Here is a 26523-nt window from a genome sequence, read left to right on the forward strand (position 1 = left end):
TTCATGTTAAGTAATCTAACACGAACTTCTCTTGTATAAGCTCATAAATTGGTGTGAGCGTCTCGACCAGGCAACCGTAAATTGCCCCAGGCTACAAGAGGCCGTTAGTGAAGATACTCTAATTTTTTCATTTCAGAAAAATTAGATCTATTTCACTACGCGCCTCTTAAGCCTGGGGTTTTATTGCGTTCAGCCTAATCATTCATTCTAAAGGAGCGATTGTGTATGAATAAGCCAAAGTCGCATGTTGAATCCGCATTGCAATACCCTCGTGATTGTACATTTACACTAAATGATTGGAATGTTCTTTCTCAGTTCTGGTATCCTGTGGCCATTGCTGAAGAAGTAACAAATAAACCAGTTGCTGTGAAGCTGCTTGATGTAAAGCTCGTTTGTTACCGCAGCAGCTACGGCAAAGTCGTGATTGCTCGTGATCTCTGCTTTCACCGTGGAGCACCTCTGAGCAAAGGTTGGATTGAAAACGATGAAATCGTATGTCCTTACCATGGGTTTCGATATAACTGCGAAGGGGTGTGCACTGCCGTTCCAGCCCATTCTGACTCCAAAATATCACCCAAACTAAAATTAATCATGTATCCGGTTATTGAGAGGTATGGGCTGATCTGGACATCTTTAGTCGCTGTAGACGAACAAATTCCGCCGTTCTCTGGGTGGGACGATCCGGATTTTATTAATATATTACCTCCAAGCTTTGATATTGCCGGTTCGGCAGGACGCCAAATGGAAGGATTTTTAGATGTTTCTCATTTTGCATACGTGCATACGGAGACGTTCGGAGACCGCAATAACACAGAAGTTCCACAATACAAAGTAACGCGCGACGGGAATCAGCTTCAGGCGGACTATTGGAGCACCGTCAGCAATTACGGTAAAGGCCAGGAAAATCCCGCTCCTGAAGGATTCATGTGGCTTCGCGCGTTTCGTGTATTTGCACCTTTCGCGGCCTCACTAACTGTACATTTCCCAAATGACGGCAAGCTCATGATTTTGAACTGCGCATCTCCAGTCTCAGCACGGTACACTCGTTTATTTTGTCCAATCTCACGGAATTTTGATAAAGAGCTTCCGATTGAAGATACGATTAAATTTAATTTGCAAGTTTTTCAGGAAGATCGAGAAATGGTTGAATCCCAAACACCAGAAGATCTACCCCTCGATTTGATGGCCGAAGCCCATATTCCAGCTGATCGCACTTCAATTGCCTATAGGCAATTGCTTACACAGCTTGGCCTTGGAAGAAGCTACACATCTTAAGATGTATGATTACAGCTAATTTCTAAACAAATCCTTGAAAAGAAAGATCACCAAGTTACCAACAAAGGCTGCCGATAAGCTCGGCAGCCATTTGTAGTTACTCTGTAGTTTCAACTATGTTTTCCATAATTACAGATAATCAACGGTTAATAATTGCTCTATAAAGCCGCCAATTTCCAGCTTCCTGTCCACAAAATGAATTTCCAAAATCCAATCGCGAGGCCTACCATTCGAATCCGGATCTCTCATTGGAATATGATTATCAGGATGAATATAGTTTTCAACGGATTCTCCCTGTATTACTTCATGAGGGAATTCACCAATAAGGTGACCCGCATGCGGACCTCCAAACTCCCATCCGTATTTTAAAGCTAAATGACTCACATAGGTATAAAGTTCACTACCTGTAATCGCAGATTGAGACTGAAAATAGGCCTTCCCTTCATCCCAGGCCTCCACAATATCATTTTTCAGTTTTAATTTTGCTGGATCATCTCCTAGGACGAAGGTTCTTCCGAAATCAGCTTCCCAATCTTCAAAAATTGGACCGAAATCCAGAAATATAATATCATCTTTGGAAACAATCAGATCAGGCGGGTTTTCTCTATATGGGAACAACGTGTTTTTTCCAGCTCGCACGATTCGTTTATGCCAGTATTTCTTAATACCAAACATCTCGAATGCCAATTGATAGATTTCACGATTTATTTGCTTTTCAGTCACATCAGGACGAATAATTCCTTGATCTTCGATCGCCTTGAATAGTTGTTCCGCCTTGCTTTCAGCCTCTCGTAGCGAGGCATGCCGTTTACTAATAGATAGATCCATTTCCCATTCTCCTCTCAATTCTATGAACCTTCTGAAGAAAGAGTACTTACCATATCTTTTCAAAATAATTCTAACGTTTTATTACATCAATTCCAAATGAAATGAGAATCAATCATTCAAATCGTAAACCTATTAAAAAATAGTCGGTACCATTCCCCCATCCATACGGATTGGAGAGCCTTTAAATGCGGATGCAAAAGGACTGCATAAAAATGCAGCTAGTCTACCTATTTCAATAGGCTTGATAAATCGTTGTATTTCAGATTGAGGCAGGTTTGTAGTCATAAAATTTTTCTCTTTTTCTGAAAAAGTCATATCTTCATTTGAGTATATGCCCTCAATGATTTGATGCACATTTTCAGAGAGTGTTGGTCCTGGCAGGATCGTATTCACTGTAACTTCTGTTCCAACTGTTAATTTGGATAAGCTTTTGGACAATGATAATAGCATTGATTTTGTCATACAATACTGAGGCATTTGTCCTGAAGGCATAATTGCTTCTTCACTCGCAATAAAGATAATGCGGCCATAATCATTTTTCAACATTTTAGGTAAATAAAATTTAGATAATCCATTTGCGGTAAGTACGTTCGTGCGGAAGTATTTTTCCCATATCTCATCGTCAACATCTTCATATTTCATCATTTCATAGATGCCCATACTATTAACTAATATATCAATATTGGGGTATTTTTCGAATAAAGCTTCTCTTTGCGCAATATCCACAATATCGGCTGTAGCATTTTGAGGTGAGGTAGCCGGGAAATCTGATTTGATTTCATTTACAATTCGTTCCACCTCTTCGTAATTTCGACCATTAATGAGTACATGGACACCTTCTTTAGCAAGTTCAATTGCAATTGCTTTACCTATACCCTTCGTTGATCCTGTAACTAAAGCTGTTTTATTTTTTAATCCCATATCCATATTAAATTTCTCCCTTTTCATTTACTTATTCATTCACGACAAGCTGATTAATAGTCATGATTAAAACAGTCTTGTAATGAGGATAGTGATAATATTACCTTGTCTGAATGGGATAGTAACTAGCATATCGCGCCAATGTACTCGTTTAACACGCCAAATAAAAAAACGCAATAAAGACTAGCTCTCTATAAATTTATATGGTTGGGAATTCTATATAATCGGCAATTCTAGCCGTCCTTCGGCTAATGGGTTTGTACCCAAATATTCCGTACGCCAATTTGTAGGAGTCTCACCTTCCCAAAGACGGAAGGCGCGGTAGAATGAATTTTGGTCTTCATATCCAATCAAAAAAGCGATTTCCTTAATATCAAGTGAGGAATCTGCCAAGTACTCTAGTGCCTGCTCATGTCTAGCTTGTGTTAAAACATGCTTGAAACTCGTGTTTTCATCGGTAAGCCGGCGTTGCAAGGTACGGTCGCTCATACCGAGTTCCTTCGCGATAACCTGAATATCGGGGCGCCCACCTGTAAGGCTGCGTTTTAGAATCCATTTGACCATTTCAGTTATAGATCGGCTGCTTTGCTGTTCATTGAGCGATCGGTCTAAAACAGGAGTCAGAATCTCCAGCAACTCTTCGTTGTACGTGACAAAAGGACGATCCAAATCGCTTCGATGCAGCGTCAAACGGTTACATTTTGCATCCATTCGGATTGGGCAGCCAAAATAAGCTTCAAGAGCTTGTACATCGCCCATCGATTGTGAAAATTCGACAACACGCGCTGTCAAAGGTTGACCTGTTCCCCGGCGCCCTAGCTCCAATAGAAATGCCAATGTGATACCCACCAGCAGCGGCGGACCTGCTTTCTCCGTATGCAGCCATTCCAGTTCGATTGTACAATCCTCTCCTTCCTCAGTAATACGCAGGCTTTCGGGTGGGCACATTTGTTTGTACCTAGCCATTCGGTTTAAAGCGTCACGATAGTCACGAGCGTAGTAAGTAGCTAAGACGGTCGGTGGATATTGCGCTGTTTCATAGATGGTCGCAAGCTTGATAATTCCTTTTGCTGTGTCGCCAATGAGATCGGAATAAGCCTGCCAGATAGCGAAATATTGAGCGGTGGTAACTACTGATTCAGTAGCAATGGTGAGCGGCAATCCTGCTTTACGAGCTACGTCATGAGGAGCAATTCCTAATTGACGTAATCCTATCCAAAAACCTGCCGGGATTTTAATACGGTCAGCTGTATGAGACTTCAACCATAAGGACCTCCTCTATCTATTTTTATATATTCACTAATATTGGTTGTGATTTGATGCCTGCCTTTTGCCAAATACAGCGAATCTTAGGTACTCATAAGAATAGTCTTAAGTTCGGTATGGTGTCAAAATTAACGTAATAAGCTGCACTAAACTGCCCATTATTTTAACAAGAAAACAACCATAATAACCAGCAGCCATCAACAATGAGTTAGTTAGTCAATTTATCTTAAACAGAGGCATTTCCATAATTATAAATTGCATATCTCTTCTAATTTCTTTCAAACAAACATGCAATGTTAACTTAATTTAACATAATCGAACGAGGACAATTTTATAAACCATTCTCTTCTTTGAAATTGATATGATTTCCACAATGCTTTTCAGAATTCGCATAATGAAACGTTAACTGTGAGATCATAAGTTCATAGACACGGGCTTTCACAACATGCAATTAATTTCCGCTTAGATGAAACATTAATTTCTAATATTTTTCAAGGTGAAAACCCAAGCGGGATTGGTGATACACTCCATTTTTAAACGTATGATTAAACCCAATCTATTTTTTATTTATTTCTCAAATCCTCTTTGGATTTATTGATTGTTCTGATAATGACCTCTGGAATAAGCAGCAGCAACCCAAGGGTGATATAGATTCCTATGGTATAGCTATCAGCGTAACCGTAACCAAACACCTGTTCAAAAAGAAAAGTGACAAGATGAATCAACATATTCGTAAAACAAAACGCGTAGCTTCGGATCATCCAGTTCCGATGCCGGATCATTTGCTTCTTTCTAATTTGTACGAGCGCTGTAATCGTAATAATCGGCCATATTATATTTAGCATGTTGAACCCCATACTGCTGGTTTTCCCCCCGGTGGAGTAAGGTGCCAAATATCCTGAAGTCAGCACCACAATAAGAACAGACACGATATATACGTAGCCGTTTATGCGATGGAGCTTACGGCTTTTCTCGAAAATAAAGCTAGAAAAGTTGAGCAGCCCCGACGCCATAGCTAAACAGGCAAATGCAACATGAACATGCATCACATTTAACCAGACTGGAAGATTAAGCGTTCGCTTAATCCCGATTTTTTGGCTAAGAAAGCCCTCTGCACCGGGATCGATCATATAATTTTTCGCCAAAGCGTAAAGAATAAATAGAATGCTAACACAGGATAATATGCCAAATAATAATTTTCGTTTCGTTTCTTGTTCCAATACTACTCCCTCCGCGGCTCATATCGTTTGTACCTCTACATCATTCCGGAAAAGGAAATTCGATTGCCAGTTAATTTGGATGCCGGTAAAATTCCTGCTTTAGCCGTTCCAGTCAGGCTGTCTCCTTTGGCGGACACCTCGAATTTTAGATTTAAGCGCATAGGTTTTGTTATTCGCAGCGACCAGGTAAGCTTATTATTCTCAAGCAAAGGGTTCATCATTTCTACCGTTTCGTCCCCTTGAGTTGCCATGCCTTGAATTAAACCCCCTCTAGTCGTTATCGAGAGCTTGACCTGCATTTTCCCGACTGGCGTAGCGATTGTCGTATCCCAATTCCCTTCGAAGATAGATGACTCTATCATGTGATTGTCAAAAACTTCATTCTTCATCTCAACTGTGTCTGCTGCTACGTTCGGCTCCTCACTTTCCATTGTTTTATGGCTGCCAGGCGTCCTCCCTGTTTCTCTCCAAACTGTCCCTCTTCGTTCGTATTCGAATAATTGTTCTACCGCATGCGCGATACGCGGTCCAAGCTCACGTTCCACCAAGTAAAGAGCTACATCAATACCGGAGGTTACGCCGCCGCCGGTAACCAAGTTGCCATCATCCACGACGCGTGCTGGGACGGGAACAGCTCCAGTTGCTCCAAGTAAATCCATACCGAGATGGTTCGTTACGGCTGGTCTGCCTTCCAGCAATCCTCCCATCGCAAGTATCAGCGAACCTCCGCATACCGTTGCGACTACGATGTCCTTTTGCATGAGCGCCTGTTCCATCAAACCTGTTAATGCCGTGTTCTTAGCACGGCTTAGAATAACCGGAATCGAGTCGGGGCCATCTCCTTCTACCTCACCGGATGCTCCTGGAACGAGAATGATCCCCTGCGTTGCCGTGTTTAAACTGCCGCTTGCTTCAATTTTCAACCCATTGATACCGCTAGTCACGGACCTCGGCCCTTCGGCAGTGACAAATTCTACGTGTAATGCCTTGTCTGCAAGCATCGCGGCAGCACAAAAAACCTCGTAAGGTGCTATGGCATCCAGAAGGTCAAAGCCTTCAAAAAGCACAATTTGAACATTTAACATGAATACTTCCTCCTCATCTCAATAAAAATCGATCGTAATAAAATCATAACAGCACAATATCTCAATCATGGTTGTGAAATAATCACAAAACTATAAACGAACCATCACAAAACATTGGAATTCGATTGTTTCGGTAAAAAAAATGATAAACTGGTTTGGAAGGTGGGATATTTATGAGCTTATTTAATACGATACTCGTTGTAGACGATGACCCAAGTATCGTTGAACTATTGAGTGACTTTTTGGAAAATGATCATTTTCAAGTGGTAACTGCTAACGACACCACTGAAGCATGGACATTGTTCCAACAAAACACGGTACATTGCATCGTTCTTGACATCATGATGCCCGGGCAAGACGGATTCGAGTTATGCCGTCGTATTCGGAAGGAGAGCAAAGTTCCAATCCTTTTCTTAAGTGCCCGCAGCGATGATGTGGACAAGATTCGAGGTCTGACACTCGGCGGCGATGACTATATCGTCAAAAGCGCTTCCCCAGGAGAGATTGTTGCTAGGGTAAAAGCTGTATTGCGACGTTCCGTTTCCCCGCAGCATTTGGATGAAAAAATTTTGGATTATGGTCGCATCAAGATAAATTTGTCCTCAAGAGAAGTATTAGTGGAAGGGCAAAACGTAGTGCTCACACCTAAGGAATATGAGCTGCTGCGATTGTTTATGGAACATCCCAGGCATGTTTTTTCCTTTGAACAATTACTTGAAAGGTTTTGGGAAGGGGTAGGCGACAAGCATACGATTCGGGTTCATTTAAGCCGGCTTCGTGACAAAATTGAACCCGATTCAAACCATCCACGGTACCTCATCAATGTATGGGGAATTGGGTATCGCTTCGAGGGAGGATAAAATGAGGTCCATTCGCATTCGCACGTTTACTTTACTTTGTTTCTTCCTTCTCCTTTCACTGCCGTGGATCTTTTATATTACCGCTCACTTCTTGGAAACAAACACGCTCAGCTTGGACAGAAGCGATTCACAAAACGAGACTCTAAAAAAACATTTAGCCGAAATGACTCTCCTGATTGAATCGAACACCGACAAATGGACGGAACCCAATTGGCAAAAAGAGTTGCAAACCCAATTACGGAAAGCGAATATGAATGCGGTTATAGTATCATCGTCAGATCAGGAAATTTTCCGGTCCAACATGAACTCCCACAGCGCTTTTTCGACAACCACCGAGCGGTTTACTCTCTTAGAGGACGGTCATTTACTTGGAAAGTTCGTCCTTTATGTGCCGAAGACAAATACAGTACAATTCATTTCAATGATTGTCGGATTATTTTTGGCATTCTTTATTATTGGTATCGAAATGCGAAGGTTCATTCTAAAGCCACTAGAGAGGATGAGCCTTGCAGTGAGACAAATTGCTGCAGGAGATTGGGGTGTGCGATTACCCATATCCCGAATCACTGAAATCGCCGAAGTAAGTGATGGTTTTGAAGTAATGGTGAATGGCCTTCAAACATCTAATCAGAAGCAAGTAAGGCTCGAGGAAGAACGTCGATTTGTGATTGCAGCCGTCGCACATGATTTACGAACACCGTTGTTTGCATTACGAGGCTATTTGGACGGTCTGGAACAAGGAATTGCTCATTCACCTGAGAAAACGGCAAAATATTTGGCTGTTTGCAAGGAAAAATCAACTCAGTTGGATCGGCTGGTTGAGGACCTATTCACATTTACAAAGATGGAGTATTTGGAGGAAAAACTAAGCAACAACACTTTTGATCTCACGTCAGTCATTCGGAAGTCGATTGATAGTCTAAATCCTCTAGCTCTGCAAAAACACATCTCAATATCCAGTCATTTAACAGACGATTGCATCATTAGCGGCGACATGCATTTATTGGAACGCGCCATAAATAATCTTTTGGATAATGCCGTTAGGCACACCCCTCCCCGAGGAAAAATTGTAGTCCAATGTGATCAAGATGGAAGAAACATGAAATTTACAATCCAGGATACAGGCTCTGGTTTCTCTTTGGAAGAGCTGCAGCGAGTGTTTGAACCATTATATCGTGGTGAAATATCTAGGAATCGGTTAACCGGAGGCAGCGGGTTAGGATTGACGATTGCACAAAAGATTATTAGGCGTCACGGAGGCGAGCTTGCTGCAGAAAACCATTCGGAAGGTGGAGCCCTGCTGACTGGCTGGGTACCTGTGAACGGTTCGGAGTAAAATAATAACGAGTATGGAGTTAAGGAAATAAGTCAGTACCCTGAGACTTACTTTACGTGGAAGTTTCAGATTGTCCTAAACTCACAAAAAAGCGTCTCCTATGATAAAGGGAAGGCTCTGTACGAAGCTCCGTATTCCAAACAAAGAAGACACCAACTCCACATGGTTTGTGAAGTTAGTGTCTTCTTCTAATAGGAGTGGCCTATCAAATGGGGCGTAATATAGCCGTTACAACTTTTTGAACAGCATCGATATAACTATTACGCTAGTCCCGCCTCCAGCTCTTGCAACCGCTCGTCGTATTGACCGAGCAGCTTATGCAGCTTGCTGTTGCTTGCAGCAAGTCCGCCTTTCCGGTTGCGAAGCAGCCACAGTCGATCAAATTCCTTGATAATAACAAGGAGTTCTGCCTTCTGCTTCTTGATCCACGATTTCTCTGAATCGATGTCAGGCAGATCAATTTGGAAGATTAACCGGTGCAGAGCGGAACCTTGCTCGATGAGACGAATCGCATTTGCCAGTTCAGCAACGACCGTATCCGCATCCTCGATTTCAAGCTGTACCCCGTCAAGCTCCAGTTTTCGCTGCTCAATCCATTTCAGCATTTCGTCATATTGGTAATCCAGCTCAAACGGTGTTCCGCTGCCAAGCCCAAACGGCTCATCCAGATTAATATTGACATATTCGGATATAAAATGTGGCAAAAGATCGCTGAACATTGTTTCAATTAGTTTGATTGCCCTCTCGTCCGTTGGATTCAAAGTCATCGGAGGCAATTTGATAGACACCGGCGTTTGTTGTCCACCGAGGTGTTCAGCCAGTTCGGTAAACTCAGCTTTGGCCAGCCATGGTCCCATATGTCCTAGACAATTCTTTTCCCGCTGATTATTAGTATTTTCTGGAATGATTTTCATTTCATTAGATGATTAGGCAGAAAATCTATATTTCAGCCAACTTGCTGCCATTACAAATCAAACTTCTATACATTCAGCTCATGTGGCACACCACAAAAGTGCTGCCTCCGAAACTTACGGTAGATCAGCCCAAAACCTTAACGTAATCATACTCATCGCCATTTCTCCCTTGAAATAAAGTCCTCCCTTATCATATCGCCTTAGAAAAATTATCTCTATCCATTTTCCGTCAATTTCATAGCACTTTCTCGACTCTTGTGGCTTATCAGAAAAGTATCCTAAGTGATAATTGCTGCGTTTACTGCTAATAAAACATGATGAGTCAAGTTTGAAATATCTTTAATCAAAAAAACCACATGGAGTTGTTGCCCTCCATGTGGTCAATCATGTTATAATCTTTCTCTTTAACTATATTCCTATATGCATCTGTAGATAGGGAATAAATAGTTTTACTGCGCCTCTAGGTTCGAATACTCACGTGAGATTCCGTGGCCTATACTCTAATAAAACGAAGACCCAGCATAAGGTGGCTGGGTCTTATTTATAAATTTCTCTCTTTTATATCGTTTACTATCACTAACGCTTCGCGTAAATTTTCCACGATCCCATCGTCATTATATTTCTCCACTAATTCTGCTACAAATAACATATCATTCGAAGCCCCGTAATCATTTACCGTGTGTGCTAACGCCTCATATACCACAGGTTCAAGGGCGTGGCTATCGAAGCGGGTTATATACGTTCCGTCATTCGAAATAATTCGCTCTAGGCGCTCGCTTGCCTCTTCAAGTGATAAAGTCGGTGCGGGCTTGCTTGAGAATGCATCGGGCATATAGGTTTTAAAGGCGATTCCGCCAATAATGAACACGATTAGAGTAATAGCGATTATATCACGTTTTAAGTCCGTAATCATGGAAACCTACCTCCTACAAGTCTGTAACGATTACGCACCTTACTTACATATATTGCAGGAATTCCGACTTTTCGTGTAATATTCAAGGCTTTATTTTCCTCTTTTTGTTGTCTGTGCAATCGTTGATCTTTATATTCTTAAACTACTTAAATTGCTTACCTGTAAATTTAAATCCATTACTTCCTGCCTTATTTTTTCAAGTTTATTGTACTTCTCTTCGAATTTTGGATCAGTGATTTCTAAGGAAAATGCATCCTTTTCTGCTTGCTTTAATTCCTTGTCTTTCTGCTCAATCGCTTTCAATAAAAAATCCATATTTAGTTTGGTCACGTTTCATTTCTCCTTTAAACGTAGAATCAACTTCAATCCCGTTAGTTCAAAAACTCTATTAAGACCAAATTAGAAGACATACCCAAAATAGCCCCCCAAAAAGTAATGATGTAATAATAGTTAATTGAGTACTATTTTCTTTATTAATAAGAGCACGGAATGTACTTAAGAAAAACAACATAAATAAAAAAGCCAATATAGCAAATAAAAAAGCCATTAGTTTTTCCCCCTATCCTTGAAACTAGTAAAAAGTTATCCATTTGACATAAACTCTCGATTGTTACCAAATACGGATTCACCATTCAATAATCGTATATAAAAGCACTTTCAAAATAATAATACCACATATTGGAATCTACTAGACTAATTATACCATTCTAATTATGCATGACTGTCTATTAGCTTAATAAAATGAGCAGGCCACCGCAGCGCCTGCTCATCAATGTTTTATTCAAGTTTTGCTACAAATTCTCGCACGTCCTTCGGAGACTTTAAAATGATTATTTTCTTTTCATTCGATAACCTTCGCAGTTTTTCTGTTATCTTCGGCTTCTGTTTGTCTGGGTATTCCCAGACCCATTTCAAAAATTCCAAACTAACCCTTTCTTCGCAACCTTCTGCCATATCCATTCTCTTCTTGTTGCGGTACTGAAACCTTCTCTTCAACACGCGAACAATGCAGATCCATCTTGATAGATCAACAAATATGATTGTATCAGCCGCTTGTAACCTAATATCTAAAGTGCCTCCATAATTACCATCAATAATCCAACTATCATGACTTATGAGCTCCTCTTGAACAACTTTTTGCTCGTTTTTAGGCGTGCTAATCCAACCCGGCTTCCAAAAAATTGAATCCAAATGATGAACTTTAATCGATAATATTCTGCCCAGCTTGCTAGCCAAAGTTGATTTGCCTGAACCTCCAGAACCAATAAGTACAATTTTTTTCATATTGACCCCCATCAATGATCCTTATAAACTGATTATTCCTTAAAAGATAGTTTTAGTCATCACGCTAACCTGGCTTTTTTCTATTATAATGTAGCTTTGTGTTGACAAATCCCATTCATTCTCAAAAAAAACCATCCCGAAGGATGGTCCATACTTTTGATGAGCACTATAAGGTTTGGATTAGAGTGGAGAGTCCTATCCTAAACCTTTCGCTTTTTAATATAACATACATTTGTATCTCTCTATTTCATTCTATCGTCGTTGCTAACATAAAAGCCACCGAGATTGTTTTATTATTTATAATAAGGTTTAGCGATAAGCGATTGCTCCCGCTCCATTCTCCAATCACGGTCTCCATATACGGCTCCACTAGTAAGGAGTCCTATTACGGGGTTCCATGTGATTCTGCGTCGAACATACAGGAAGCGCCGATAAAGGTATGGTGCAGTGCATTGTCGAGGGCTTCGACTTTAATTCCGAGTGGCGAGAGCTTGCGAATAAGGCCTTCTTCGAACAAATCCATGCTTTTGGCTATTTGGCCTCCAATCATGAGACGGTCAGCCTTAAAATCTATTAGGAATGGCAGTAGAAATTGTCCCAAATCATCCCCGAATGCCCTGAACAGCTCGCTCATGCGATTCTCGCCCTTCCGGGCAAGCTCCGCAAGATCCTTCACATCCATGCCATCATGCAGACAGCCGGCATCCCGGAATAAATGAAGAATACCTCTCCGCGAGAAGCATTCATCCGCAGCCACGCCTTGATGAGGCAAGTTATATAAATAGCCATCATTCGGTACGTGATCACCTTCGGTGACAAGAGTTCTGCAATCAATAAAAGCTGAACCAATGCCGGTCCCAAGCGTAATAGCCAGTATTCGTTCATTTGGATAGAGCTTGCCGGTTCCCAAACCAAACAATCTGCCATCATTCTGGAACCGGATGTCCAAGAAATCTGTATTCTCCCCAAAGCCGTTTGCACGCAATGCTTGCATGAGCTTCTCTTTCACGTTTACACCGTATAGCGATTCGAATTTATCCAGCTCACGAATCCAGCTCACGCCGTTTTCATAATCAAACGGTCCAGGAAAGGACATGCCGATGCCGATGGCTTCGGGTGAGAATGAATTCGGAAACCGCTTATATTTCTCAAGCAAGTCTAATAGGATAGCTGCCAATCCGCCAATGATGACTTCTTCCGAACCCTTGGCATTTGCAGCATAATGAGAGATCGTGCCTTCCATTACTTCCCCGCGTTCTACAACGCATCCCTTGACATAGGTTCCACCCACATCCAAAGCAAATATGAGATCAGCGTTCAATCAGGCTCACGTTCCATTCCGGAGATACTCCCGCTTTAATCAGTTTGCATGGCGTTTCCGTCAGGTTTACGATTTTGTATGCACCGAATACGGAAGGTAGAATATAAGATTCCGCGTAGTTCAAATCAACGAATATTGATTCATCCGCAATGGATACGATGCGTACACTATCTCCCTCCACGAGATTGTACATGACAAACTCGCCGTCTGTCTGGTCTAGCCATTCCGTCTGCAGATGGATCCGCCTTACGTAAAACAGTAGATCGTCTCGTTGACCGAGCAAATACTCTTCGTTGCCTCCTTGGCTCTGCAGCAGCTGTGGCTCAGGGATGAGGTTTTGCTTAACCCATGATGTCGTTTTGTCATAATCGATATTACGGAAGCCGTGATCCGCGTTGATGGGACGCGGTTTGCCATCTAGGTCCTTACGCAAATAATCGTATAGCTTGAACGTAAACCACCAAGTCGTAGATGATACTTCAAGCACAAGATTATCGATGCCTGAAGCATGAACGGTTCCCGGAGGAATGAGGAACAAATCTCCTTTGTTCGAATCGAATTCGTTGACATATTCAGTGAATTCCATCGGTACGCCTGTCTCCTGTGCCTGCAAGACGGCGTTTTGGAAATTCTCTCTCTCCGTTCCCTCCGTAAGCCCGAGGTAAACCTTGGCATCCTTTTTCTGTTCCATAATGTAATACGATTCCTGCTGTGTCATAAACTCGTTGAAATGTTCACGCACATAGTCCTGCTTCGGATGCACTTGGCAAGATAGTTTGTCCCCGTTCATCGTATCAAGGTAATCGAACCTTACCGGAAAATAATCGCCGAACAAAGACACCGGACGTTCACCCATGATGGCTTTATATTCAAGGGCCATGACGATCAGGAACGGTACTTCGATCACGTCGCCTCCATATCCAATCAGAATAGAATTCTCTGGTGCGATTGGCTCGAAGCTCCATGCACAGTTCACCCACTCCTTAGGAAGGTCAGCCATGTCTTTCAAATATTGTCCTCCCCAAATACCAGGAGCGAAAAACGGCTTGACGCGAAGCGGACTTTGGGCCACGCTCCGAATCATCGCTTCAAGGTCAGAGATGGTCAAAAATACAGGCTCTTCCGGCTTGTTCATGTCCAAGTAGAGATCGATGTTCTGGAAAATACGTTTACGGTACGTTTCCAGTATCGGCCATTCCACGAAATAACTAATTTTATACTTTTCGACGGAATCGCGGTTCCATGACATTCCGAAATTGAGCAGTTGCTTTTTATGCTGGATTTGCTGATATTCCCTAGAAACATCCAGAAATAAGACAGTGCTGCTCCGCTCTCCCGCAAGCCAATAAGCGCCTGGCCCGAACACGATAAACGCCGTTCTCCCATTTTGTTCTTTCAATCGGTTCGCGAGCGTTTCTCTTGCGTCCAATACGAAATAAGCCTCGATTTCACCTTCTGTTACGTAACCGAACGCTCTATTTTCCGTAATGTTGCGGTCGAATTCCTCACGCAGCGTTTCGCCGGATTTCAAGTAACCTGCCGTACTTTGAACGTTCAAGCTCCAACCTTGCTTCTCGATCGCGGAAGCAGCATGCCGAATGAATGACTGAAAGTCAGCGCCGTGCGTGCCGTCCACGATAATAAGCGGGGGGGTGTCCGTCTTCTCGTCCAAACTCGCTTTTAATAGCTCCGTTAAGGCCTCGTAACCTTTTGAAATTGGCTGTTTCGAGAATGGCTGCCTGACTGGATTTATAGGATATTTATTAAACATGGATCATACCTCCTTCAATAATCGCCGTCATATATTTGATAAACAGGGCTGTATGTTTAAATGAACAGTCTATCGCTCTAAATAATGCCTTGTTGCAAAGCCTTCCACACCAAATGGGCAAACTGACTGTTTGACCAAGCAAACCAATCCCTCGTGAAGTTGGTAGGATCATCCTTGTGGAAGCCTTCATGCATAAAGCCGGTGTCAGCATCCGTGGCCTCCATGATATCGATCATTTCCCTGATTTCATCCGGATCCACAGCGGTCAAACCTTGCATAGAATAAGCGAGATGCCACACGAAGTCCGGCGGTGTATGAGGGCTGCCAATACCGCTAAGGCTCTCACCTTTGTAATAGTAAGGATTATCTTCGCTCAAAATGAAAGCTCGCGTGTTCAAATAGATAGGATCGTTTGCATCCGCGAAGCCGATATAAGGTGCCGATATCAGACTTGGCGTACCTGCGTCATCCATCAGGACGTGATTGCCGAAGCCGTCTGTCTCGAATGCGTACATGCGTCCGTACTTCAGATGTTCCACGATGCCGTACAATTCAATAGCATGCCGGATTTCTTCTTCCATTACAGCCATGCGAGCCGCAAGCTTCTCATCTCGGTATACGTAACGGACGATTTCGCCCATGTCGCGAAGGGTTACAGCGGCGAACATATTAGACGGAATGTTGAAATGGAAATCGCAAGCATCGTCGCTTGGACGGAATCCTGACCAGATCATGCCAGTCTCGTTGACCAGCATGCCGCGCCCTTGCCTCCGCAGCGTATCGATCATGATTCCATTATGGCGCTGGAACCTGTACGTCGAGAGCTCACCATGCTGCTGCTCGATCTGCCAGACGTCCAGCATCGCCAGTAAAGAAGCTTTGAATTGCTCATTGAATATGCCCGTCCGGCCCGTTTCCTTCCAATAATGATAGGCTAGACGGAAAGAGAAGCACATGGAATCGAGTTCGAATTTGCGTTCCCACACCCAAGGCGAACTTTCCGTTTCGTCTCCGGAGTTCCAATGCCAGTCATTGGCGGTTTCGTTAAACGCGTTAGCATAAGGATCAATGCTAATATAGAACATATGGCGATTAATGACTCCCTCCAGAATACGCTGCAGCTCGGGGTCTTCCTTGGCAAACGGGACATAATGCATCACTTGCTCCACGGAATCCCGCAACCACATAGCGGGGATGTCTCCTGTTAGGACAAAGGTAGTCCCGTCCTCCAGCAGCTTTGTTGTCGTCTCCAGCGTATTTGGGAAGCAGTTCTGAAATAATCGGTTAAGCTTCGGCCGATGAGCGAGCAGCTTCTCCGCTTCCTCCATCGCCTTTACGATAGAAGGTGGCAGCTTCAGCTCGGGGATATCAATTTGCGGCAAACGATGGTTTTTCATAGTGTTGTTTCATCCTCTCTCCATACTTATTCGGGTGGTAGTACATACAAGTCGGCCTTAAGGAGCGACTCCGCGTGACCGCCTACTTGGATACGGAACTGACCCGGTTCGACGATGCGGCGATAGTCCCTTCCTACGTATTGCAATTGTTCCTTTGCGATCGTAAACTGGACGGTCGTCGATTCGCCAGGCTCCAATTGAATTTTCAGAAAGCCCTTCAATTCCAAAGCTGGCCTCGTTACGGAACTGACAACATCCGTTACATAAAGCTGTACGACCTCCTGTCCCGCCATTCCGCCGATATTCGTGACGTCAACGCTTACTGTGCAGCTCTCATCCGGCTTTATATTAGATTTGCTTAGCTTGATGCCGTCATACTGGAAAGACGTGTAGCTAAGGCCATAACCGAATGGATATCTAGGTTCTAAGTCTGTCTCCACATACCGCTTGCCTTTGGTCCGCTTCGTATTGTAATAAATCGGAAGCTGTCCCGAGTGCTTTGGAATCGATATTGTGAGCCTGCCGGACGGGTTGTAATCGCCGAATAGAACGTCCGCGATTGCATTCCCGCCTTCCTGTCCGGGATACCAAGCCTCTAGAATCGCATCGGGGTGTTCATCGATCCACGGTTCCACGATCGGCCGTCCGTTGATATAGACGACGATAAGCGGTTTGCCTGTCTTGTGAAGCTCTTTCAGCAATTCCAATTGAACGCCTGATAAACTCAGTTCCGCTCTGTCAAATCCTTCCCCGCAATCCATATCGCTTAAGCTTGACTGATCGGTAATAATCGCAGCACCCGTCTTCAAATCTATCGTTCCTTCGCCGAAGTCCCTTGCGCTGGAACCGCCAACTACGGCTATGATCGCATCTGCAGCCTGCGCGATTTGGAGTGCGTGCTCGAATCCTTCCTTCGACGGATCTTTAATGCGGCAGCCCGGCGCATACATGACCTCGCTTTGGCCAACACATTTTCGCTGAATGCCATCCAGTACCGTCACAATTCCGGAGCGCTCCTGCGGAGATGTATAATCACCCAATTGATTATAAATGTTGTTCGCGTTAGGTCCGATCACCGCGATTTTGCTCAAGTTTGTTGACAATGGCAGCACCTGATTGTGGTTCTTGAGCAGGATTATGCTTTCTTGCGCCATCCTTCCCGCCAACTTGATGTGGCTTTCTTGGCCGATAACCTCCGAGGCCCTGTCTGGGCTCACGTATGGTCTCTCGAACAAGCCTAGCTCAAATTTCTGGTGAAGGATGCGGCGCACTGCAAGATCAATATCGTCTATAGAGACCTTTTGATTGTGTACGGCATGCAGCAAATGCTTGCCGAAGCTGTCACCGGACATTTCCATATCGACGCCCGCAAGCAGCGCCGCGCATGCTGCATCCTCTTCACTTTCTACTACTTGGTGGCCGCCGCAAAGCATATTGATCGCTCCGCAATCGGTAATGACGAATCCGTCGAATCCCCACTTTTCTCTCAAAGTTCGGGTAAGCAGCTCATGATTTGACGTGCATGGCACGCCATCAATTTCGTTGTATGCCGTCATGATCGACAGCGCACCGGCCTGCACCGCTCGCTCGAATGGCAACAAATCCTTTTCGAGAAGCTCCCTCGCGCCGATTCGAGCGGGCGCCGCATTGCGTCCTCCTTCGGAGCTGCCGTAGCCGGCGAAATGCTTGAGTGTTGCGATAACGGTATCATCGGAAGCGATGGACTCCCCTTGCAAGCCTTCGACTGCCGCTACCGCCATCTCTCCGATAAGATACGGATCCTCGCCGAATGTTTCTTCCGTCCGTCCCCATCTAGAATCGCGGACGACGTCGAGGACAGGGGAATATGTGACCGTTCCCCCTTGTACCCTCGTCTCTGCTGCAATCGCGCGGCATACTTCTAGATACAGCGGCGTATTCCAGCTGCTGCCCATCGCAAGCGGCACTGGGAATACCGTTGCACCGATGGCCATATGCCCATGGGAGCATTCCTCCCCGAACAAGATTGGAATACCAAGCCTCGTATGCTCAATCGCGTATTTTTGAATCAGATTAATAACTTCCGCCCCTTCGCGGGGCGATAATCCCGACTCCAGCGTTACACCTGTCCAAGGATCAGCTCGCAAAACGCCGTAGAGTGAGCCGACGCTCCCCCTCTCGATATAGGCACGGAATGTTTCCGTCAGCTCTATTCCGTCTTCCGTTCGCTCGTAAGCCTGCCAGCCAAAGGGTTGGATAAGCTGGCCGATTTTTTCCTCTAGCGTCATGCGGCCCAGCAGATCATGAACCCGCTTTTCCGTCGATATTGAAGCATCTAAATACGTTTTCACTTTCATCATTTCGATCTCCATGCCAAGATACCAGCATTCATGCTGCGGCAAATGGTCATTGCTGATTCCGGCTTATTGAGCGCTTCGCCCCATGCGACAAAATATCGGAATTCATAGAAGCCGCCCAGCGTTGCCGTAAAGTTAGTTTCCCAATAATTGTTCATTGCCCATGAATAGAGATGGCCTGGATCCTGCTTCAGCTTCTCGTCCCCGTTCAGTAATCGGAAGCCGTGTTCAAGCTTACCTAGTTGAATAAGCGGTGTATCCGGCATCGCTATTGACACTCCACCTTGACTTCCCACGTAAGCGACGCCTTCCCCGATACAATAATAATCGGCTAGACTTCCCGGCAATTGATCCTTGCGCGGGCGAGCTAGTGAATCCATTTTATCCATCCACAACTCCTGCTCGCCGTCCATAATGGGTCCCCCGAAAGGCAAGGAAATATACAGATTCTCCGGATCCCATACGCTGTCCTTATGCATACGCACGGCCACATCCACGCGAGGTCTGTCTGTATATGCCGTAACGAGCAATGAATAATGCGAGCATCCAGCCACCTCGAATGTCAACTGAACTGTACCGTACACATCACCCTGCGCAATCACTTCCGCACTCGTCAGTACCCCTGTCGAGATAATCGCATCGGCTCCTTTACGGTTGCGGCCCATCTTGCGTCTAACTTCGTACATATCCTTAACGCTGGAAGCACGTGTTATGTCATATACCGGCGAGAAGGCATGGTGATTGCGGTCAGAGCGCAGCATTTCCGCCCCGGTACGCTTGTCGATCCAAGATGTAATCCCATCGCCCTTCTTCCATTCCATCCGGACAAATGGCGTTTCCAAATAAGTCGAGGTGAAGTGGAAAGTTTTCACTACATGCGATACGTCGATATCCATCATCCTGTCAGACCCTACGTAATCCGTCGTGTATGCTGTCTTTACTTGACCATTCTGGACAGGATGAATCATCAATATTTTCTCTTCTCCGGGTTGAAGTGTCACTGGTATGCTAACGATGACACCCCTCGGCGCAACTCTTAGCTGAGCAGGATATACTTCTCCACTTCCTTCGACACGTGCTTCGAATCCGTCCTTGATCAGGTCGTAGTGCCAACCTTCCATAATTAGATGGGCAACGTCTTCTTGTGCAAAAGGATTAGGATTGTGCAGCTTGAACCGCATCGGCCGGTCTGGTGCGAGCAGCGCATCCCCTTTATGTTCCAAAATATCATACAATGCGTGATGTGCGAGCGTGCTCGCATTGGCGGCAAACGCCTCCTTGCGGACACCCAGCTCCTGCACGAAGGGATTCCAAGGCTCTGTCACAGAGGAATGGTAGCCCCAAGTATGCTCGGCGAACAACGTCAGCTCGTATTCCATAGCTCTCATCGCCTCAGCCGTCACAATCTCTCCGTTTGGATCAAGCTGCTTCACTTTCCGATGGACGCGCTGCGCCTCTCGGAATACTTGCACATGCTTCGGCGTTGAACCAACGCCATCTGTCCACCAATCTGGCCAATCTCCCCGGAATACAGGAATATCGTCGGGATGCTGTTCTGCATGACCACGTACCGCGTCAAAAAATTCATCCAACGTACACGGTACGATTTTGATTTTTTCGCTATGTTTGCTGTTCCACTGGTTCACGAAATCCATAAGCTGGGCATTCGGAGAGCTGTTGTCCGTCGGCAGCCCAGACATCATGACAGGTGCGAATGGGAACGGATACCCGTCCGCACGCAACCGTTCCAAATACCTCGGAATACGCGCTTCCGCAATCTCGAACGTGATGCCCTTGGACGTATCGAATTCATCCTTAATGGTATAAGAGCCTCCGATACCTGGAATTAATCCCAAATCGTTGCCGAAGACGTAATGTTCTCCGTTCCATGTCAGGAGCCTTTCGCCATTTGGCATCTCCCACCAGAAAGGCTGCTGCTTCTTCCATAGTGGATACATCGAATGATGAGTATGGATGCAGGTGATCAAGTTTTGAATACCCGCATTGAGCAGCACCTCGCCATACCCCCAGCTAAAGCCCGTAATATCTGCTGTCATGGCAGACTTCACCGGCATTCCAATCGATTCTCCGTAAGTGCGAACACGGCCGATCATAGCTTCAAGCAGATCTTTGCCGACAAGCTCACTCATATTAAGATAAGTGCCTGAAAGTCCGATATCTCCGCGTCTTACCGCTTCAGCAAACTCCAGCTTTTCCTGCTCTGCAGCCTTTTCGAGGAACGCCTCAATTGGCCAAAACGTTTCGCAGACCCATTTAAATCCATTCCATTCAGGGATACGTCCAGCCTGAATTTCGCGGAAAATATGAAGCGCCTGCCGTATAAAATCGACGTGATATTGTTTTATCTTCTCTTGTCGCTCCGTGTATCCCACATCGGTATGCGAGTGATGAATCGCGTATATTGTCCAAGGTTTAGTTCCAGTCTCCATTAGCAATCGCTCCTTTAATTAATTATTCTTTTACCCCGCCCAAAACCATACCCTTCACGAAATACTTCTGCAGGAATGGATAAAAAGCAAGAATCGGCAGCGCACCTACGAAAATTTGCGCGGCTTTTACTGTTCGGTCCGACACGGAGGCTAAATTCGCCAGCTGCTCCGCGGACATGTTGGTCAAGCTCGATTGAACGATGACGGTTTGCAGGTAACTCGACAGCGGATAGTTATGCTGCGAATTCATGACCACAAGTCCGTCAAACCAGGAATTCCAATGCATAACAATCGTGAACAGCATAATCGTGGCAATGGAAGGCATCGACAGCGGCACAAATATGCGCCATAGCGTAGTCCAGTGTGTCGCACCGTCAACAAATGCTGCTTCTTCCAGTTCTTTGGGCAGCCCTCTAAAAAAATTCAATAATAAAATGACATTGAATACAGGAACAGCTCCAGGAATAACTAATGCCCATATGGAATCGAGCAGCCCGGTCGCGCGAATCGTCATATACCAAGGAATCAATCCCCCGCTGAACAAAATCGTAAAGACGAAGAACCACGCGTAACCCGTCCTGAATTTCAGATCCTTGCCGGTTTTGGACAGCGGATAGGCAATAAGAATAGTTAAAACCATGCTAATGACTGTGCCCAGAACAACCCTCTCCACCGTAATCCATAACGAAGTAAGAAACTCACTCTTGGATAACACGAATTCATAGGCTTTGAACGTCATTTCCTGAGGCCATAACTTTACGATCCCAGCGCTTGCCGCTACATTTGAGCTTAGGGATACCGCCAAAATATGAATAAGTGGTATCAGACAAGATAATGCGATCCCAATAAGTAAGACATAATTGAGTGAGTGAAATAAGCTTCGTCCAAATGATTTTCCTTCTACCAAATCGGTTCTCTCCTTTCCTAAAAAATGCGGTAATCAGCAATTTTGTATGCCAGCCAATACGAGATAGATACAAGGGCAAAAGAGATAATTGATTTGAACAAGCCAAGTGCGGTAGCCACACCGTACTGCATATCCATTAAACCAATTCGATAAATTAGCGTATCCAGAATATCTCCACTCTCGTAAACTAGCGGACTATATAAATTAAATACTTGGTCAAACCCTGCATTTAATACATTTCCTAAACTTAATGTCGCCATCAAAATGATAACCGGCATCATACCTGGAAGGGTAATATTCCATGTTTGCTTCCATCTGCCCGCGCCGTCGATCATGGCTGCTTCGTACAAACTGGGATTAATCGTTGTCAGTGCCGCTAAATAAACAATCGTACTGAATCCGAATTCCTTCCAAATATCCGAAACGATCAAGGTTATCGGAAACCAAGTATTATCTCCTAGAAAAAAAATAGGTTTAATTGAGAAGATACCTAAAAACTGATTCAGCAGTCCGTTGGACGGTGACAAAATATCGATAAATACGCCGCCCAGAATAACCCATGATAAAAAGTGAGGAAGGTAAATTAGCGTTTGAACCCATCTCTTCACATACATTTTGCCAACTTCGTTTAGCAAAATAGCGATCGTAATCGGCACAAGAAGCCCAAACACCATCTTGAGAACAGCGATATAAACCGTATTCCAGAGAACCTGCCCGAAATCGGGCATTTGAAACAAATATTCGAAATTTCTAAATTCTACCCATTTGGAATCGAACAAACCTTTTGACGGAATATACTTTTGGAACGCCATCAATACCCCGACCATCGGAAAGTAGCAATAGATCAATACGATCACGATGCCCGGTATTAACATCAAGTGCAACGGAAGCTGCCTGAGTCCCTTTTTTGTGTGCAAGATGTCCACTTCCTTATTTCGAATCTCAATTTGTCTGTATAGAAGAAAAGGGGCAAGCCATAAGCATCTTACCCCTCACACTTGGATTATTGTTGTGAAGCGTTCCATTCATTGACTTCTTGTGTAATTTGATCGCCGCCGAGCGCTTTCCAATCCTCGACGAACTTGTCGAATTGGTCGATCGAAGCAGCACCGTAAACGATTTTCGTGAAGATTTCAGTCTCCATCTTCTCCAATGTAGCTTTTTTCTCACCCATCGTATCGGTAGGAGCTCCGCCGTATCCTTCAGCGATCACTTTACCTTCATCCGACAGCTTCTTCAGCACCATCATTGCTCCTTCTGGACCGTTCTGGTACATTTCACCGTAGAAATTCAAGTCTCCGCCTTCAAATGCCTTGATTTTATCGTAAGTTGATTTCTCTTCCGGGTTCAGCTTGGATGGATCCCCGATCTTGATCGCTTCCGCTACGTTCACCGAACGGTTGATATCTTTATCCGGCGCAAATAAATCCACCATTGAATATTTGGCAACCGTTATACCGCTGCCGTCTACTCCATATTTCAAATAATCTGCAGTTTCTCCATACAGCTTCTCCATGAAGAGATTTGCCATCTTGACCGCAATTTCCGGATGTTTCATATCCTTCTTGACTACATAGTAGAATGATGCGCCAAACGGCATTTGCACGGTGGCATTACCGCCATCGACGGACGGGATCGGAAACGCTCTCCACTCTGCAGCACCGTTTTTCTTTTTGTTATCTTGAAGCGGCCATTGTGAAGCCCAGCTTGGACCAAACAGCATCCCAATACGGTCGCCGACCAGCGACTCCGCAACTTTCGAGCCGTCCTTTACGCCAAATTCCTTATCCAGTTCGCCGTTTTTGTACAGTTCCGCCAGCTTGATCAGCGCTGATTTGACTTCTGGCTGGATGCTTCCGTACACCAAGTTGCCTGATGCATCTTTTTTCCAGATCCGAGGATATGCGCCGTAAGCATTCAGGAATCCATTCAGGGAAGGATATCCGTTAATGATATCTTTGCTTAGCGCGATGCCGAATGTATCCGCTTTGCCGTTGCCGTCAGGATCTTTGGTTGTGAAGGCATTCGAAATTTGCAATACTTCTTCCCATGTTTTCGGCTCGGAAAGACCCAGCTTCGTCAACCAGTCCGTACGCAGCCATAGCAACGGTGTTTGCGCGCCGATCATCGGCTCCGTCTTTGGAATTGCATATAATTTGCCGTCGAAAGTAACGGATTGCAAAGCCTGCTTGTCCTGCTCGAAAACGCTTTTTACAGCTGGAGTTGCATATTTCTCATAAACCGATGTCAGATCCTCCAACATATCCGATTCGACCAATTGCTTTAATTGAGAGGAGTTAACCATCATGAGATCGGGTATTTCGCCGGAAGCGATGGAGAGGTTCAGCTTCTGAAAATATTGTGCGTCCGTACCTTTTACAATCCAATCGTATTTTAGATTAATACCCATTTCTTTATAGAGATCTTCCCAGGCGTTTTTCGACTCCGATTGACCTTCCGGATACACCACGTCTTGCGTGATAAATTTCGCCGCCGTTACATCAATGGGAGGATCATATTTGCCAAGCGGCTCAATAACGACTTCTCCTGTCCCTTGATTTCCAGAATTAGCACTCCCGCTTTGTTCGATGCCTTCGTCTTTGCTGCCGCAGCCTGCCAGCACAACGGAACATACCAAGATGTTTGCGAGAATGATACTTAATTGACCTTTTCTCTTCATCATGAACACCCTTTTCTAGTTAGTTTTCTTTGCTACGGCTTCATTATAAAAGTAAAGCGAGTACGCTAACTAGTTTCCATTCGTGACATTTGTATCTTTTATTTACACGTTTGAATCCCTCTTCAGTTCGCGGTATTCCTGCGGCGTCAGGTGCGTCGCTTTTTTGAAAAAACGGTGGAAATACTGGGAAGACAAGAAACCGAGCTCGGATGCAATCTCGTGCACCTTGTAACCATCTTGTTCCAGCATACGCTTCGCTTTCTCCAGCCTAATTTCGTTGATATAACTGGACAAACCTTTACCCGTCAGTTTTTTGTACAACCTGGAGAGATAGGAAGGGTTATGCCCCACCACCTCACCAATTCTCGACAGCGACAAATCTCCAGACAGATGGCTCGCCACGTAATACTGGATTTTCTGTATGAGCTCATGCTCCTGAACGACCATGCCGGCATGCTGCCATTCAAATATATTCTTGGCGTAAGATGTGAATTCTTCGCAAATTTGATGCCAGGAACGGTATCTTTCGAACTGCGTAAACCGTCCCAAATCCTGATCAGTGTGAGCGTCATTACTCGAATGCAGCAAGCCATGAGGCAGGAATACTGCCACAAGCAAATAGTATAGCTCCATCTGTACAGCGCTTGGGAAAGCTCCTGAAAGCGACGCGAAAGCAAGCAGCTCCTCCAGCGTTTCAATTGTTGCTTCCTCCTGTCCGTTCTCCATGCAGGACTTCAAATAGGAAATTTTATTAAAATGAACCGAGGTAAGACGCATCTCGGCGCTAATATTCTGAGTTTGCGGCATAAATTCAGGCTCCAGCAAAATTAGCTCGCTTCCGAATCCAAGACCGCTATGGAAGAGCAGATTAAGCCGCTCGAACTTGTGCGGAACGTCATACCATTCCGAGAAGCTGTTCGCAAGCGCCAGAGACAGAGGCAGCTTAAGCAAATTAAGCGATGTCAGTTGAATTTGCCCCAACATTTCGCGAACGAACAGGAATGTTCTTTTGAAAGCGCCTTGATCAGCTGGAGCTTCGGAAGGCTGGATAAACCAAACCATTTTGTTTTTGTCATAACTCATAGAGATTACTTTCGTGAGTGGAGATAATAATTCGTTCGTCATATTGTCCAGCGCAAATTGGAACAGTGTTTTGTCCAACAAGCTTTCCCGTTGTCCCCAATCATCGATGCGCACAATCATGAGCAAGCAAGGAACGCCAGCATCCAGAGGAATCTGCAGATCTTCGAATTTGTCTCGAAGCGAATGCAGCGACCTGTCGTCCCCTTGTATCAGCTCGTTCAAATACTGCTTCTGAATATAAGGCAGCGCGACCTTCCTTTGCTGGCTCGCCTCGATGAGCTGCATATCCACTAATTGCTCTTGATCAAGCTGCTTGGCAACAGCGAGAATGCATTCCACAATTTTGGCATTGCCTTCCGTCTTTAGAATATAGTCCGCGCTGCCTTGCCGAATCGCTTGCTGAATATAAGCAAAGTCGCTGTGACCGGTCAAGAAGATCACTTTGCACCTAGGCCACTGTTTCACAATCTCGCCCTGAAGCTCCAGACCATTCATGCCTGGCATCCGAATATCCGACAACACAATGTCCATTTTCACTCTTCCGAGCCACATCAACGCCTCCTGCGACGTACCCGCCGAATAGATTTCCAATTCGGGTTCCGTCAACCGGCTGCATAACTTCGTAAGCCCCTGCAGAATCAAAGGCTCATCATCTACGATTAATAAGCGGTACATC

General features: G+C 44.8%; 21 protein-coding genes and 1 riboswitch. Of the genes, 3 read left to right on the forward strand and 18 right to left on the reverse strand.

Features of this window, described 5'->3' with window-relative positions:
• Window positions 1-11: 11 nt before the first annotated feature.
• Window positions 12-114: riboswitch (purine riboswitch) on the forward strand.
• A 111-nt stretch (window positions 115-225) separates the two neighbouring features.
• Window positions 226-1275, forward strand: coding sequence for a Rieske 2Fe-2S domain-containing protein (locus AC1DOV_RS06790; protein ID WP_477549517.1), 1050 nt, complete (start codon window positions 226-228; stop codon window positions 1273-1275).
• A 129-nt stretch (window positions 1276-1404) separates the two neighbouring features.
• Here the strand turns inward: AC1DOV_RS06790 and AC1DOV_RS06795 are convergent, their stop codons facing one another.
• The 5 genes from AC1DOV_RS06795 to AC1DOV_RS06815 all read right to left on the reverse strand — a co-directional run bounded on the left by AC1DOV_RS06795 (window position 1405) and on the right by AC1DOV_RS06815 (window position 6595).
• On the reverse strand, window positions 1405-2103 hold the full coding sequence (locus AC1DOV_RS06795) for a M24 family metallopeptidase (protein WP_477549518.1): 699 nt from the start codon (window positions 2101-2103) through the stop codon (window positions 1405-1407).
• Window positions 2104-2235: 132 nt separating this feature from the next.
• A complete protein-coding gene (locus AC1DOV_RS06800; protein ID WP_477549519.1) occupies window positions 2236-3030 on the reverse strand; it encodes an SDR family NAD(P)-dependent oxidoreductase in 795 nt (264 codons plus the stop codon).
• 210 nt (window positions 3031-3240) lie between these two features.
• Window positions 3241-4287 carry a helix-turn-helix domain-containing protein gene (locus AC1DOV_RS06805; protein WP_477549520.1) on the reverse strand — a complete coding sequence of 349 codons (1047 nt, stop codon included), beginning with the start codon at window positions 4285-4287 and terminating at the stop codon, window positions 3241-3243.
• Window positions 4288-4853: 566 nt separating this feature from the next.
• Window positions 4854-5510, reverse strand: a complete 657-nt coding sequence (locus tag AC1DOV_RS06810) for a DUF2306 domain-containing protein (protein ID WP_477549521.1) — start codon at window positions 5508-5510, stop codon at window positions 4854-4856.
• 35 nt (window positions 5511-5545) lie between these two features.
• The gene (locus AC1DOV_RS06815; RefSeq protein ID WP_477549522.1) at window positions 5546-6595 is read right to left on the reverse strand and encodes a DJ-1/PfpI family protein; all 1050 of its coding nucleotides are present in this window, start codon (window positions 6593-6595) and stop codon (window positions 5546-5548) included.
• 173 nt (window positions 6596-6768) lie between these two features.
• Between AC1DOV_RS06815 and AC1DOV_RS06820 the strand changes: the two genes are divergently transcribed.
• Both AC1DOV_RS06820 and AC1DOV_RS06825 read left to right on the forward strand, forming a co-directional pair.
• The gene (locus AC1DOV_RS06820; protein WP_477549523.1) at window positions 6769-7455 is read left to right on the forward strand and encodes a response regulator transcription factor; all 687 of its coding nucleotides are present in this window, start codon (window positions 6769-6771) and stop codon (window positions 7453-7455) included.
• A gap of 1 nt (window position 7456) precedes the next feature.
• Window positions 7457-8791, forward strand: coding sequence for a sensor histidine kinase (locus AC1DOV_RS06825; RefSeq protein WP_477549524.1), 1335 nt, complete (start codon window positions 7457-7459; stop codon window positions 8789-8791).
• A 260-nt stretch (window positions 8792-9051) separates the two neighbouring features.
• On the opposite strand, the gene AC1DOV_RS06830 is transcribed toward AC1DOV_RS06825, so the two are convergent.
• From AC1DOV_RS06830 to AC1DOV_RS06890, 13 genes are all read right to left on the reverse strand, one after another.
• Window positions 9052-9648 carry a hypothetical protein gene (locus AC1DOV_RS06830; protein WP_477549525.1) on the reverse strand — a complete coding sequence of 199 codons (597 nt, stop codon included), beginning with the start codon at window positions 9646-9648 and terminating at the stop codon, window positions 9052-9054.
• Between the two features lie 598 nt (window positions 9649-10246).
• The gene (locus AC1DOV_RS06835; RefSeq protein ID WP_477509748.1) at window positions 10247-10618 is read right to left on the reverse strand and encodes a hypothetical protein; all 372 of its coding nucleotides are present in this window, start codon (window positions 10616-10618) and stop codon (window positions 10247-10249) included.
• A gap of 129 nt (window positions 10619-10747) precedes the next feature.
• Window positions 10748-10948: a hypothetical protein gene (locus AC1DOV_RS06840; protein WP_477509749.1), complete on the reverse strand. Its 201-nt coding sequence runs from the start codon at window positions 10946-10948 to the stop codon at window positions 10748-10750.
• Between the two features lie 447 nt (window positions 10949-11395).
• Entirely contained in the window at window positions 11396-11902 is a 507-nt protein-coding gene (locus AC1DOV_RS06845; protein ID WP_477509750.1) for a DNA topology modulation protein, read from the reverse strand.
• A gap of 385 nt (window positions 11903-12287) precedes the next feature.
• Window positions 12288-13223, reverse strand: a complete 936-nt coding sequence (locus AC1DOV_RS06850; RefSeq protein WP_477549526.1) for an ROK family protein — start codon at window positions 13221-13223, stop codon at window positions 12288-12290.
• Entirely contained in the window at window positions 13213-14994 is a 1782-nt protein-coding gene (locus AC1DOV_RS06855; protein WP_441874924.1) for a class I mannose-6-phosphate isomerase, read from the reverse strand. The genes AC1DOV_RS06850 and AC1DOV_RS06855 overlap by 11 nt, the downstream gene beginning before the upstream one ends.
• 77 nt (window positions 14995-15071) lie before the next feature.
• Window positions 15072-16391 (reverse strand): glycoside hydrolase family 125 protein, encoded by a 1320-nt coding sequence (locus AC1DOV_RS06860; protein WP_477549527.1) that lies wholly within the window; start codon window positions 16389-16391, stop codon window positions 15072-15074.
• Window positions 16392-16417: 26 nt separating this feature from the next.
• Window positions 16418-18727 (reverse strand): glycoside hydrolase family 3 N-terminal domain-containing protein, encoded by a 2310-nt coding sequence (locus AC1DOV_RS06865; RefSeq protein ID WP_477549605.1) that lies wholly within the window; start codon window positions 18725-18727, stop codon window positions 16418-16420.
• Window positions 18727-21177, reverse strand: a complete 2451-nt coding sequence (locus AC1DOV_RS06870; protein ID WP_477549528.1) for a glycoside hydrolase family 38 N-terminal domain-containing protein — start codon at window positions 21175-21177, stop codon at window positions 18727-18729. The genes AC1DOV_RS06865 and AC1DOV_RS06870 overlap by 1 nt, the downstream gene beginning before the upstream one ends.
• 22 nt (window positions 21178-21199) lie before the next feature.
• Window positions 21200-22084: a carbohydrate ABC transporter permease gene (locus tag AC1DOV_RS06875; protein ID WP_477549529.1), complete on the reverse strand. Its 885-nt coding sequence runs from the start codon at window positions 22082-22084 to the stop codon at window positions 21200-21202.
• 17 nt (window positions 22085-22101) lie between these two features.
• A complete protein-coding gene (locus AC1DOV_RS06880) occupies window positions 22102-22959 on the reverse strand; it encodes an ABC transporter permease (protein ID WP_430059307.1) in 858 nt (285 codons plus the stop codon).
• Between the two features lie 128 nt (window positions 22960-23087).
• Window positions 23088-24767: an extracellular solute-binding protein gene (locus tag AC1DOV_RS06885; RefSeq protein WP_477549530.1), complete on the reverse strand. Its 1680-nt coding sequence runs from the start codon at window positions 24765-24767 to the stop codon at window positions 23088-23090.
• A gap of 99 nt (window positions 24768-24866) precedes the next feature.
• Window positions 24867-26522 carry a response regulator gene (locus tag AC1DOV_RS06890; protein ID WP_477549531.1) on the reverse strand — a complete coding sequence of 552 codons (1656 nt, stop codon included), beginning with the start codon at window positions 26520-26522 and terminating at the stop codon, window positions 24867-24869.
• Window position 26523 lies beyond the last annotated feature (1 nt).

The sequence above is a fragment of the Paenibacillus sp. 01T47 genome (genome assembly GCF_056398245.1).